Origin of the sequence: Roseiconus nitratireducens (genome assembly GCF_008629675.1) — a bacterium.
GTDB classification, from domain to species: Bacteria; Planctomycetota; Planctomycetia; order Pirellulales; family Pirellulaceae; genus Stieleria; species Stieleria nitratireducens.
Map to the genome: position 1 here is coordinate 330,418 of NZ_VWOX01000002.1, position 13,505 is coordinate 343,922.

General features: G+C 59.9%; 10 protein-coding genes. 4 read left to right on the forward strand and 6 right to left on the reverse strand.

All coding sequences use genetic code 11. The features are described 5' to 3' along the window. On the forward strand, window positions 1-1,389 hold the full coding sequence (locus tag FYK55_RS03870) for an MBOAT family O-acyltransferase (protein WP_150075055.1): 1,389 nt from the start codon (window positions 1-3) through the stop codon (window positions 1,387-1,389). 334 nt (window positions 1,390-1,723) lie between these two features. On the opposite strand, the gene FYK55_RS03875 is transcribed toward FYK55_RS03870, so the two are convergent. Beyond that, entirely contained in the window at window positions 1,724-2,467 is a 744-nt protein-coding gene (locus FYK55_RS03875) for a hypothetical protein (RefSeq protein WP_150075056.1), read from the reverse strand. A 78-nt stretch (window positions 2,468-2,545) separates the two neighbouring features. Next, window positions 2,546-3,250 (reverse strand): hypothetical protein, encoded by a 705-nt coding sequence (locus FYK55_RS03880; RefSeq protein WP_235908399.1) that lies wholly within the window; start codon window positions 3,248-3,250, stop codon window positions 2,546-2,548. 186 nt (window positions 3,251-3,436) lie between these two features. On the opposite strand from FYK55_RS03880, the gene FYK55_RS03885 reads away from it, so the two are divergent. From FYK55_RS03885 to FYK55_RS03895, 3 genes are all read left to right on the forward strand, one after another. Further along, on the forward strand, window positions 3,437-6,502 hold the full coding sequence (locus FYK55_RS03885; protein WP_150075057.1) for a RecQ family ATP-dependent DNA helicase: 3,066 nt from the start codon (window positions 3,437-3,439) through the stop codon (window positions 6,500-6,502). Window positions 6,503-6,933: 431 nt separating this feature from the next. Beyond that, window positions 6,934-8,958, forward strand: a complete 2,025-nt coding sequence (gene ftsH / locus FYK55_RS03890) for an ATP-dependent zinc metalloprotease FtsH (protein WP_150075058.1) — start codon at window positions 6,934-6,936, stop codon at window positions 8,956-8,958. 22 nt (window positions 8,959-8,980) lie between these two features. After that, window positions 8,981-9,355 carry a (2Fe-2S) ferredoxin domain-containing protein gene (locus tag FYK55_RS03895; RefSeq protein WP_150075059.1) on the forward strand — a complete coding sequence of 125 codons (375 nt, stop codon included), beginning with the start codon at window positions 8,981-8,983 and terminating at the stop codon, window positions 9,353-9,355. 79 nt (window positions 9,356-9,434) lie between these two features. Here FYK55_RS03895 and FYK55_RS03900 read toward each other — a convergent pair whose 3' ends face one another. The 4 genes from FYK55_RS03900 to FYK55_RS03915 form a co-directional block, all read right to left on the reverse strand. Continuing rightward, complete coding sequence (locus tag FYK55_RS03900; protein WP_150075060.1) at window positions 9,435-9,914, reverse strand: ExbD/TolR family protein; 480 nt, start codon at window positions 9,912-9,914, stop codon at window positions 9,435-9,437. Then, window positions 9,911-10,348 carry an ExbD/TolR family protein gene (locus FYK55_RS03905; RefSeq protein ID WP_150075061.1) on the reverse strand — a complete coding sequence of 146 codons (438 nt, stop codon included), beginning with the start codon at window positions 10,346-10,348 and terminating at the stop codon, window positions 9,911-9,913. Before FYK55_RS03905 ends, FYK55_RS03900 begins: the two co-directional genes overlap by 4 nt. Continuing rightward, complete coding sequence (locus FYK55_RS03910; RefSeq protein ID WP_150075062.1) at window positions 10,345-11,244, reverse strand: MotA/TolQ/ExbB proton channel family protein; 900 nt, start codon at window positions 11,242-11,244, stop codon at window positions 10,345-10,347. The genes FYK55_RS03905 and FYK55_RS03910 overlap by 4 nt, the downstream gene beginning before the upstream one ends. Window positions 11,245-11,957: 713 nt before the next feature. Further along, a complete protein-coding gene (locus FYK55_RS03915; protein WP_150075063.1) occupies window positions 11,958-13,409 on the reverse strand; it encodes a 2-oxo acid dehydrogenase subunit E2 in 1,452 nt (483 codons plus the stop codon). Between the last annotated feature and the right edge of the window lie 96 nt (window positions 13,410-13,505).

The window sequence follows — 13,505 nt, forward strand, 5'->3', positions numbered from 1 at the left end:
ATGCTGTTCACGCAGATCGAATTCCTGCTGTTTTTGATTCTGGTGATCCTGGTGGCTTGGCGTTGTCCTGGTCGCCGATCCCGGAACACGGTCTTGCTGGCAGCCAGCTATTACTTCTATGCCTACTGGGATCTTCGTTTCTGCGGCTTGCTGCTGCTATCGACGCTGGTCGACTACTGGGTCGCCCAACGGATTGATCGGGCCACCGATCCACGCATCCGTTGGACGTACCTGTGCGTCAGCCTGTTCGTGAATCTGGGCGTGCTGGCCTTCTTCAAGTACTTCAATTTTTTCATCGAATCCGCCGCGGCAATCTTCCATGGGTGGGGCTCGAATCCGGGCACGCTGGACCTGGTCCTGCCGGTCGGGATTTCGTTCTACACGTTCCAGACGCTCAGCTACACGATCGACGTTTATCGCGGCAAGATTGCCCCCACGCGATCGCTGTTGGATTTCGCGCTCTACGTCGCATTCTTTCCCCAATTGGTCGCAGGGCCGATCGTCCGCGCCGTGGAATTGCTGCCCCAACTGGCCACGGTTCCCCAATGGTCGTCGGGTCGCTTCTACGGCGGGTTCCAACTTGCCCTCCGCGGTTTGGTGAAGAAAGTTCTCTTGGCAGATCGCTTGGGCGAAATGGTCGACGTGGTCTTTGCCGGTCCGGAGTTGTACAGCGGATGGACGGTCTGGCTGGCGGTGATCGGCTATGCCGGCCAAATCTACTACGACTTCTCGGGCTACAGCGACATTGCAATCGGGATCGCCAAGATGCTGGGGTATCGCTTCCCGGTCAACTTTCGACATCCCTATCTGGCGACCAGCCTGTCCGAGTTCTGGCGTCGCTGGCACATCACGTTGTCGCGCTGGTTGCGCGACTACCTGTACATCTCGCTGGGCGGGAATCGCCGTGGTCGGTGGCGGACGAAATGGAACCTGATGGTGACCATGGTGCTGGGCGGTCTTTGGCACGGTGCCGCCTGGACGTTTGTGCTGTGGGGAACCCTGCACGGGCTCGCATTGGTTGTCGAACACACGGTCCGGACGCGGTTGAGGCCGGGCGCACGGGTGGGACCGGTCATCGGACGAATGACCACGTTGGCGGTGGTGTTGGCCGGCTGGGTGCTTTTCCGCAGCGAGACCTGGCAGAGAGCCGCGACGATCTATTCACAACTGTGCTTCACGCGATCCGGAATCGACTGGTTTCCGCCGCTGGCTGTTTTGGCTTGCGCGATTCTCGTGGTCGACCACTTGCTCTGGTCGACGCGTGCACGTCTCTGGATGCATCTGCCGGCGGACCGCTGGTACACCCCGACGGCGACCGCCCTGCTGATTTGGACGCTGCTGCTGTACTCTCCGCGAGGCTTTTCGCCGTTCGTCTACTTCCAGTTCTGATCCGGTTGGAGGGTAAAACGTGGAAGAGTGCTAGGCGCTGTCCGAAAAGTCGATGTAGCTACCGTCGCCAGACGGTGGCCAACCAAGGCTGCATCTTCCACGCTCTGGCGAGCGTGGCTACCTCAGACGGGCGCAGTCTGAAAAGTCGATGTAGCTACCGTCGCCAGACGGTGGCAAAGCTGCAACTTCCACGCTCTGGCGAGCGTAATTACGTCAGACGGGCGCTGTCCGGCAAAGCCATTGAAGGAAACCGTGCAGCTACGCTCGCCAGAGCATGGCTATCCGACGTTACCGCGACGACAGCTACGGGGTTCTGCGACTGTTCAGACAATGCCTAATGCAACGAGATCGCTTCCTGCAGCGGTCTCAGCACGGCGCCGACCAGGTACTCGTCGACCAGATCGCGGCACAACGCCGCCAACCGCTCGAATTCTTTGTCAAAGGTTTCATCGGGCCCCAAACTGTCGTAGCGACGCACGGTCAGATAGACGCTCAGCTGGTCCTCGCTGTAATCTCCGGTGCGAACCTGGTAGGCGGTCGTCCGAGATTCAAAACTGATCCGACACTGGGTGCGACAATCCTCGTCCAATGCGAATTGGATTGACGGTTCGTTGGACAGCACCTTGCCGTAGGGCAGACACGCGAAGCGTTCCAGCCCGGGAGCAATGCCGACCGCCTGGGTCAGAATCTCGTTGTGGTTGCCCCGGTAATTGAAGTCAAACCCCAGCATCACGCTCAACGATTCGCAGTCCAACGGGGTGATCGACAACTCGTAGGGGACCAGTTCCAACACGCTCCGATGCTGCTCGATCGCGGACTCCAAGGAGTCCGGATTGACGGCCCCGCTGTTCAATCGTCGCGGCTCAATCGAAACCCAACGATAAGCGCCCTGCTCTTTCTCTTCCTCCAGAACAAATTCCGATTTCTCACGCGAATAGAAATTCATCATCGAAGGGTATCGACGCCGCACCTGTTCAAAATAGTGCAGCACCGATTCCCGATTTTGCGGCAAATCCATTTCGGTTGCCAGGTTCATGTTCAGGTAGAAGTCATCGCTAAACATCCCGTATTCACTCATCCTTCACTCACTTCATCACGTAATCGGTCACCAGCCAAATTGCCCCTTTGTCGACTTCAACAAGTCGTCGCGTCGGCGCTACTTCGCTTTGACCACGACGTTGTCGAAGGCATTCAAGTCATCAAAGGACCCCAGTCCGATGCGACCGTCCGTGAAGGTTTTGTCGATGACCGACATGTGTGGCGATTCCATGTCGTCGAAATAGATGCTGATTTCTCCCGTGTCGACGTCGCGGACCAGCTTGACGTCGTGCCACTGATCGTCCCACGGCGTCGTTTTCTCGTTGGTCGTGAGTGCCAACCGCGGCGCCTCGTTGACGATCATGATCTGGCCGCTGTGCGGGTCGGGGCGGGCACCCAAATGCACGTAGTAAAAGTGCTGGTCGTCTTGATAGTTGAAAAACACACAGCAATCGCGATGATTACCGGTGTCCTTGGTGCTCTTGACACGGAACGTGATCTCGAAGCTCCCCAGTTTCAGCCCTTTGATCAACGCGACGTGCAGGGGGCTGCGCACCGGCGGCTTGTATTCACTTTGGCGATCGGTGATTTCGATCGACATCGAACCGTCGCGTTTGCTATGTTTCCATGTTTTGGGATCCAGCATTTCCCATTGTTCGGTCCCGTTTTCAAAGTCATCCGAAAACACGATGCTGTCCGCCGCGGGGTTGTTCGCCCGGGCCGGAGCCGCCAGCGTCACCAACACCGCAACGGGGCACAAAACGATCGCCAGCACGCCGAAGGCGACGCGGGCGGCAGTTTGTTTTCGATTGATCGTTTCCATCTGATTCTCTCTTGGGGCACAAGACCGCAGTCGTAGTGGAACAGCGGATTATAGACGACGGCAGTACCACCGGCTATCGGCACGGGCGACCGGACCGCCGGGAGCGGGGGCGGCTGCGCGACGTGGAAGGTAGGTGTCGCGGGAGAATGCCGATTCGTCTGCCTGTATGACCGGAAGGAAGTTGCCATGAACGCCCGCCAGACCGACCCCGAGTCGCTGCTATCGCGATTCGGATTGTCGCGTTTCCGACCCGGCCAGCTGGATGTGATTGAGGCCGTCGGGCGCGGCGAAGACGTGATGTGCGTGATGCCCACCGGAGGCGGAAAGAGCCTCTGTTACCAGTTGCCGACACTGGCACGCGACGGCACCACGATCGTCGTCTCGCCGTTGATCGCCCTGATGAAGGATCAAGTCGACTCGCTGCAGCGGTTGGGCATCGAGGCAAAGCTGATCAATTCCACTCAGGGCCTGCGCGAACAGGAAGACGTGATGGAGGAGATGCGACGAGGATCGTTGCAGCTGGTCTACGTCGCCCCGGAACGGTTACGCAACGGCCGCTTTCTGGAATGCCTGGAGCAGAGCCACGTCACGCTGTTGGCCGTCGACGAAGCACACTGCGTCAGCGAATGGGGACACGACTTTCGGCCGGACTACGCGAGATTGGGACAAGTCCGTCGGCGGTACCTGAACGGACTGCAAACCATCGCCCTGACCGCCACCGCGACGCCGGCGGTCCGCGACGACGTCTGCGATCTGCTGGGGCTGAGTGACCCGAAAGTATTTGTGACCGGGTTTGCCCGGACCAACCTGCACCTCGGCGTTGCCCAAAGCAAAACGGACAGTGAGAAAGAACAGCAACTGATCGAGTACGTGCAGCAGCAGGAGGGTGCCGGAATCATTTACGCGGCGACGCGGCGCGCCTGCGAGGCCGTCGGAGACTGGTTGCCGGAAAAGACCCGTCGCCCGATCGGGGTGTACCACGGCGGCATGGATCCCATGCAGCGCAAATCGGTCCAGGAAAAGTTCATGGAAGGAAAGTTGTCCGCGATCGTCGCGACCAACGCCTTCGGAATGGGCATCGACAAGGCCGACATTCGCTTCGTCGCCCACTACAACATGCCCGGAACGTTGGAAGCTTATTACCAGGAGGCAGGCCGCGCCGGCCGCGACGGACAGCCGAGCGATTGCCGACTGTTCTTCTCGTACCAGGATCGATACATCCAGGAGTTCTTCATCGAGAACCGGTACCCCTCCCGCGAGACGGTTCAGAAGGTCTACGAGTACCTGTTGTCGCGCACCGAGGACCCGATTGAGCTGACGCTTGAACAGGTCCGTGAAGGGATCTCCGCGGACAGTTCGGAATCGATCGGGACCGCCGAAACCCTGCTGGCGAAAACCGGCGTGTTGCGTCGACTGGACAGCGGACAGAACCAAATGATTGTCCGCCTGGACACGGACGAAGCGTCGCTGCAGGAGTTTCTCCCTCGCGAGGCAAAACTTCGACGACGGGTGATGCAAGCCGTGGAGAAGGTCATCGGCCGGAGACGACACGATGATGTGTTTGTCACGCCGCGACGCTTGATGGAGCTTGCCGACGTCCAACGGGACCAGCTGATGCGAACGCTGCGAGAGCTCAGCCGACTGAACGCGTTTGATTACGTGCCGCCGTTTCGCGGTCGGGCGATCCACTTCGTCCGCCGCGACATGAAGTTTGATGACCTGGAAATCGATTTCGATGAACTCGCACGGCGGAAGGCGTCGGAGTACGCCAAGCTGGAATCGGTGATCGGTTTCGCCCGCTCCAGCGGCTGTCGCCAACGTGTGATCCTGGACTACTTTGGCGATCCGGACAGCCGCGATTGTGGCAACTGCGACCGCTGCGGCACCGATCAGGCAACCGCGGACGGTCGCGCCGCGATGACGGCCGGACTTTCCGAATCGGATGCCCGATCGCTCGTATGCGGCATTCGAGTCGTGTTGAGCGGCGTCACGCGCATGCATGGACGGTTCGGCAAGAACCTGGTCGCCCAAATGCTTTGCGGGTCTCAAAACAAACGCATGTCGCAATGGAAACTGCAACGTCTGAGCACCTATGGGATGTTGTCGTCGATGAAGCAGTCCCAACTGGTCAAGGTGATTGATGCGTTGATCGAAGCCGGGCTGGTCGATCAACGCGAAGTCGACCAACGTCGCCCGACCATCGCGATCAACGACGTGGGCAAACAGGTCATGCACCTGAAAACGGAGATCCCGGGATCGCTGCAGTTGTCGAAGTCGCTGGCTAGATCTTTGGCACTCGCCGCCCGAGGAATCGAGTCCAGCGATGTCTCGCGTGGCGACGACGACGCCCGATCGCGGGGAGCCGAAGAATCCGTATCCCACTCCGACCCGGACGGCGCTCCCGAGCGACCAGCGGCCGAAGCGGAGTCCGATTCGGTGCCGGAAGCCGCGGCAACCGATGAGCCGATTTCGGTCACCTTGGACGCGTTGACCGACCCGGAACAGAAGCTGGTCAAGGAGATCCGGGAAACACTGCGTCGCTGGCGGCGGCGGATTTCCGCCGCCTTAGGAGTACCGGCATTTCGTGTCCTGACCAATTCGACCATCGACCGCCTGGCCGAATTACGTCCGGAATCCAGCACCGCGTTGGAAGACGTCTCGGGGATCGGTCCGGCGACGATGGAACAGCACGGCTATGACATTCTGGAAATGATCCGCGAGTGCGTGTCCGCCGCCGCCATCGGGGACGATCCCGCTGCCCAGGACAGTCCCGCCGCTGCCCAGGACAGTCCCGCGGCCGCGGCCCGCAACAGCACAAATGGACGTGAGCAGGCTGGGAGCGGGCCAACGGTGTTCCAAGAGCTCTCGACGGTGCCGGCGACGGATGTGCCGGAGACGGATGTGCCGGAGACGGATGTGACCGACACGGAACAAGACGCCCGGGAATCCTCCCTGAGAACCGATCGACCACTGGGCGATACCGGCCCCATCGACCCAACGGACCACTCCGCACGTAGTGACGCCGGACACCCGATGCCGCCGCCGGTGGAGAGTGCGGTGGCCAACCAGCCCGACAGCCAGGATGACTCGGTGGCGACGCGAGACTCGTATTGGACGTGGCGGTTGTTCTCCGAGGGCTTCACCATGCAGGAAGTTTGTCAGATTCGGCGTCTGTCACGCCGAGAGGTGTCTCGGCAACTGAAAGAAGCCGCCAACCAGGGGCGACAGGTCTCGGCAAGCTGGCACAACTGAGCCGGCTGAAAGGGTCAATCCGCTCGGCGGGTCGGTTGAAAGGATCGCAACCGGCGGGCTGGTTCCCCGGTCCAGCATTGCTGATCTCAACCGGCCGGCCGGCCTAGCCTCCGACGACCGAAAACCCGGGAAGCCTTTTTCGTGCAAATTGCTACAATCAGACCCCTGACGACCTTCGGAGAGGGCAATCCCCCCGGGTTCATTCGGCCCCCAGACTTGGTTTTGGGGAATGCTTTGACACAGATTTAACATACCGACGTGCTACGCTCGATTGCCTGCGGCACACTCTGGCATTGGGTTTGCTCACGCTTGGGCAGGCCGCCCGCCGTCTGTCATCACGTCACCCGCCCAAAACCGCACCGATTCTTTCGAATTTTTCAGAGATTTTCCCGCCGCAGTTCGGCGGGTTGGTACCAGCCTAAAGACCACTAATGGAAAACCGTCGCGAAGACACAGACGCGCAGAATCCTGGACCGCGTAAGAACAACGGACTTCTGATCGCCATCGTCCTTGCGATTGCCTTTGCGATCGTGTTTTGGCGTTCGGAGGATCCGGGTTCGTCGATTTCAGCCAGCTTCTTTCGGGAGCAGTTGAAGAAAAACAACGTCGAACGGGTCAGCATCGGCGAGCGTGTCGTCACCGGAACGTTCCGCACTCCGCCCAAAGCGCCGCCGACGATCAAGGATGGCGTGGAACACTACGAGAAGGACGACAACGGCGACCCGGTCGAGCTGGATAAGAAGTTCTACTTCAACATCTCGCTGGACCCGCAGTCCTCCGCCCGCCTGGAGGGGGAACTGATCGATGCCGACGTTCCCTACGACTTCCAGCCGCCGGACAACACCCAGGAATTGATCAACTTGCTGGTCTTCATCGGGCTGCCGCTGGCGGTCTTCCTGTTCGTGTTCATGATGATCCGTCGCACACGGAACGACATGATGGGCGGGGGGTTCCTATCAGGATTCGGAAAGAGCCCGGCGAAGCGATTCGAGGCCAATGACAAGACGGTCACGTTCGAAGATGTGGCCGGCCTGGAGGGCGTGAAAGCCGATCTGCAAGAAATCGTCGACTACCTGAAGACCCCCGACAAGTTCCAAAAACTGGGCGGCCGTGTTCCCAAGGGTGTGCTGTTGAACGGCCCTCCCGGTACGGGGAAAACCCTGCTGGCGCGTGCGGTCGCGGGCGAAGCTGAAGTCCCGTTCTACTCGGTCAACGGCAGCGAATTCATCCAGATGTTTGTCGGTGTCGGTGCCAGCCGTGTCCGCGACCTGTTCCAGACCGCAAAACAAAACAGCCCGGCCATCATTTTCATCGACGAAATCGACGCGGTCGGACGTCAGCGCGGTGCCGGATTGGGCGGCGGACATGACGAGCGTGAACAGACGTTGAATCAGATCCTGGGCGAAATGGATGGATTCACACCCAGCCAAGCGGTGATCGTGATCGCCGCAACCAACCGCCCCGACGTGCTGGACCCGGCACTATTGCGTCCCGGACGCTTCGACCGTCACGTGACGGTCAACCGTCCCACCATGAAGGGCCGCGAGGAAATCTTCAAGGTTCACGTCCGCGATGTGCCGCTGGACGACGACGTCAAACTGGACCGACTGGCTGCTGGCACGATCGGACTGACCGGAGCCGACATCCAGAACATGGTCAACGAAGCCGCCTTGTGGGCCGCACGGCAAAACAAGAAAGCCGTCAGCATGAGCGATTTTGACTACGCACGGGACAAGATCCTGATGGGGGCCAAGCGTGAAGAGGTCCTGAAGGGGATTGAGAAAGAAAAGACCGCCTACCATGAAGCCGGTCATACCCTGACCGCATGGCATTTGGACGGCGCCCACACCGTGCACAAGGTCACCATCGTGCCACGAGGACGGGCCCTCGGCGTCACGCAGTACGTCCCCAACGAAGATCGTTTGAACATCAGCAAGAAAGAGTTGGAACATCAGTTGATCGTGCTGCTCGGTGGCCGAGCCGCTGAGAAGATCATCTACGATGAGCCGACGGTGGGGGCCGAAAACGATTTGGAACGCGCCACCAGCATCGCCCGCAAGATGGTCACGCACTGGGGGATGAGCCCCAAATTGGGGCCGGTGTGCTACAAGACCAGCGACGAGGACCCGTTTCTGGGGCGCGAGATGCACCGCTCACGACAGTTCAGCGAGCACACGCAGGAATTGATCGACGAGGAGGTCGGCCGAATCTTGATGGAAGCCGATCAGCGGGCCGAACAACTGCTTCGCGAACACCGGGGCGACCTGGACAAGATTGCCAAAGCCTTGACCGAGGAAGAGGAACTGGACGAAGACCAGCTGACCGAACTGATCGGCCAGTCCATCCAGGCGAAACAGCGCGAGCAAAATCGCGAGTTGGAAGGAACCGTGAATTCTCCCGACGTGAATGATCCCGGCAAAGGAGTTTCTGAACCGGTCATCAATCGCGACGAATGATTCCCCTCTCCGCCGGAATTTTATGTCGGATCGTTTGAAACAGGCCCGTCGAAAAGCTGACAAACTGGGCTTCAATGACGCTCAGTACACGCTGGTGATGTGCGTGGACCGGAAAACGTCCAAGTGTTGCAGCGGCGAATCCATGAACGTCGCCTGGAAGCATTTGAAGCAGCGGGCAAAGCAGTGGAGAAAATCCGGTCAGCGGTCGGTCTTGCGAATCAAATCGTCCTGCATCGGCGTCTGCAAAGGCGGCCCCATCATCGGGGTGCTGCCCGAGGGAGCCTGGTACGGCGGCTGCACGCCGGAGGTGATCGATCGGATCTTTGACGAGCACCTCGCAAACGGCCAGCTGGTCGAAGAACACCTGATCGCCAGCGCCCCAATCCCCGCGAACTGAGGAAAAGGGGACGGGGGTCAATAGCCGGAACGGCCCTTCGGGTGCTACGCACTATTGACCCCCGTCCCCTTTTCCGAAGCTAGCGGCGGGGCTTTGCGAACTTGATGCGTTCGATCAACTTGACCACCTGGTCGGTTTCGTCGCGGTAACCGCTGACGGCGGTGATCGCTTGGATCACGTACGCGTAACGCAGGTTGTAATCGGTGTCGATTTCGATTTCCGGTCCCTCTTCACCTTCCGCCGGGGCGTCGGTTCCAACCAGCGAAATGACGTTCGCGCGCAGCTGGTCGAAATCGTTTCCCAGATTGATCTCGTTGAGCGACATCGAAGTCAGCCGACCTTGGTTGTCCGCACGCAACCGCAACTTCAGTGGCAGGTCCGTCACGTCGGAAGTCGCTCCGCCGCTGCCCGCAAGCGGCATTCGGATGCTGAAGTCGCCTTCCATTTCGACGATCTTGAACGTCATCACGAAGAACACCAGCAGCAGAAAGACGATGTCAATCATGCTGGTCATGTTCAGTTCGTTCTTCTCCCGTTCAACGGGGTGCCGCATTTTCATGACCGGTCCTCCTTGGCGCGCAATGCGAACCGTTCCAGTTCGTTCTCCTGAGCCACTCGGATGATTTCCTGAATCTCGCCCGCGGCGACATCCTGGTGACCCCGGATGATCACGTTGGCGTCACTGGCGGATTTCTTTTCGGCACGCATCACAGCCAATTCACGCCGCAATCCGGTGCTCAGTGTCTCGGTAGTGTAGCTTTCACCCCCCAAGATGATCTCACCATCTTGGGCAACATGCAAAATGATCGGGAAGTCCAACGGGGCTTCCGGCGGTTTCACCAGCTGGCTGCTGGGCAGCACGACCCGCTCATTGGATTCCGTTTGGGAAAAGTTGATCAACACCATGAAGAAAGCGATCAACTGGAACGTCATATCGATCATCGGGGTCAGATCCCCTTCGGCCAGATCCGGCTTGTTCGACTTGACCCTCACTTCAGGCCGCCTCCGGGTTGAACATCCTCAAAGCGGCTCATCAAGTTCTCGCTGGTCACGCCGACTTCCAGCAGCAAACTTGCCACGCGGTTTCGCAGAATGTTGTAGGCGGCGATGGCGGGGATCGCGATTGCCAGTCCGACCAGGGTGGTGAACAACGCCGTGGAAATCCCTTCGGCCAACTGAGACGGCTTTGGTGTCGTCGGGCTGGTCGCAATGACGCGGAATGAAGAGATCATCCCTTGGACGGTTCCGAACAGTCCGATCATGGGACTCAGGTTCCCGATCAATGCCATGTAGCTCAGGCGGTGCTCCAGCTTCATGCTCTCTTCCTCACCCACTTCCTGCATCCCTTCAATCGCTTTGTTGTAGCCTCGCGACAGCTTCGCCAAGCCGGCCGAGAGCACTTGGCCCAACACGGATTCGTCCGTCCGCGCCAGATCGTAGGCCTCCTGAAACTGTTTTTCGTTCAGCTTCTCTTCAAACCCTTCGACCAGCTCCTGCGGGCACAAGGTCTCACGTCGCGCCGCCAGCATGTTCATCACGAACAGTGAAACCAGCGTGACCGAGAGCAGCAGAAACACGATCATGTAGGTGTAGCCAAGCGACTTGGTCACCCACTCCAACATCGTGTCGGTGTCCTTCGATGTCGCTCCCGGAGAGCCGCCGGGGGGCGGTGCGGCATCCCCTGCCCCGGCAGGAGGCTCCGCCGCGGGCTCTTCACCTGGTCCCGCAATGTCACCGAATTCTTCCGCGGCATCGTCTTGCGCCCAACTCGATGACACCGGACCGGCAATACAGCACAGGGCCGCCAACACAATGATCGCCACGTGAATCAACGACGTGGTGCGCTGGGGAAGCCCGAAAAACGAACGAAGTCCATTCGCGTTGGTCATCAACGACAATCTCCACAAGAAAAGCGGTTTCAGTTGGGGCGCGACGCCGGAACAGGAGTCCGCCGCGAAGCAGACAAGAGGTCACAGCGGCGAATTCCAATTAGAACAGAAAAGTCTAGCAAACGTGCTCAGTCATCCGGAAGCAAGGTTCGTCAGAGTCGATTTTTTGTTTCCGATCGGGCGAGTTGTGACCGTTCTGCGTGATGTCGGGGACCCCGCAAAAATGCGCCGATCCGGCGGCACGCACAAACAAGCCGCCGAATGATGCCCCGTGAAGCGATCCCTTGTTGAATGCGCATTCGCAGCCGCACCGCAGCAACCGATTGCATCGCTCGCGTCACACACCCGACAACCGATCCGATTGCGGCAACGTTTGTCCAGTCTTTAGAGCGTGTTTGTCTGCTGTTCGGAGACACCACTTACCCGAACACCCTTCACCCACCCACGAGGTGGTGCGTGCATGGACTTCATCCGCCTTTTCAGAGGTCGCGCAGCATTGCTTCACCCTCTCTCCGGGAGGGTCGCGGAGGAGCCCCCGCGACGACGCGGGGAGGGAATGTCCGTCGCCATTGATCTAAGCCGTCTCTTTAACGCACCCTCCCCAACGGCTCGTGCCTCGCCTTTGACCCTCTCGGAGGGAAGGTGAATCTCAGAAAAGCAAGTCTTTTCCCGGCTCGGAAAGCTGCACGACCTTTCAGCAAGAAGGGGACGGATCAGAACGCCAGCAGCAGCCGGCTGGGAGCCTCCAAGTATCCGATCACGTCGTTCAGGAATCTTGCCGCGGTGCCTCCGTCGACCAATCGGTGATCATAAGACAGCGACAACGGCATCATCAAACGAGCCTGGATCGAATCATCGGGCATCACAACCGGCAGTTTTCGACTTCGTCCCACCAGCAGGATGGCGACTTCCGGAATGTTGACGATCGGTGTGGAATACTGTCCCCCGATCGCTCCCAGGTTGCTGATCGTGAACGTGCCTCCGCGAAGATCGTTCACGGCAAATTGGCCGCTGCGGACCTTGCCGGCCATGTCGGCCAAAGCACGTGTCGTATCCGGGATGCTCATGTGGTCGGCGTTCTTCATCACCGGCACGACCAGCCCGCGATCGGTATCCACGGCGATTCCGACGTTGACGTACTCCTTGTAGATCAACTGCTCGTTTTCTTCGTCGATCGTCGCGTTGATGGAGGGGTGATGCTTCAAAGCCGTGGCGACGGCTTTGATCAAGAACGGCATCGTGGTCAGCTTCAATCCTTGCTGGGCGTAGTCTTCCTTGCTGCTCTGGCGGAGCCGTTCCAGTTCGGTGATGTCGGCATCGTCGAAGTTGGTCACACGCGGCACGGTCGACCAGCTGGCGTGCATTTGCTTGCTGATCGTCTTGCGGATCTTGCTCATCCGTTCGACGCGAATCGTGCCGTGGTCATCGACGTCGGGCGTCCCCGGCAGATCGGCCCCGGGAGCCACCTGCTGAGCCGTCGCGGTCGCGCTAGCGCCGGTCGGCGTCGACGCGGCAGCGGGACGAGCGGCCGATTGGCTGGCCGCGCGGACGGCGGTCAACACGTCGTCGCGGGTGATGCGTCCGCCTTCCCCGGTGCCTTGCACTCGGCTCAAGTCGACACCGACCTCCCGCGCGAACCGTCGCACGGCCGGTCCAGCGGGGATCGCGCCGCCGGGCGCGGTCGATTGGCCCGTCGCTGGGGCGGGTGAGGCAGGCGGATTCGCCGGGGCGGGGGCATCCGAAGAAGCGGTCGAAGCGGGCTTGGCAGGCGCGGCAGTTGTCGGCTGGGGCGCAGGTGCCGCCTGGCTCGATGCGGCCGGTTGCTGCGCGGCGGGTTCCGGCTCTGGCTCCGGCTCAGCTTCCTGTTCCGGTTCAGCAGCTTCCTGCGCGGGCGGCTCCGCGGGAGCTTCCGCTTGGGCGGCACCCTCGGCTGCTTCGACTTCCAACAGCACCGCACCGATCGGCACCGAATCGCCTTCACTGACAACAATCTTGGTGACCTTCCCGCCGGCGGACGCCGGAACCGGAACGGTCGCCTTGTCGGTTTCCATTTCGACGATGTCTTGGCCTTCGGTGATGACATCGCCAACGGAGACAAAGATTTCCAGGACGTCACCAGATTCGATGCCGTCACCCAGATCGGGAAGTTTTACTTCAGTAGCCATAAGGGAAACGAAAAACGATGAGCGGTTGATGGAAAAATCGGCGAGCCGCCTGGGGATTGCCGACTGGGATGGATCAAGTTGGCTGCGCCACAACCG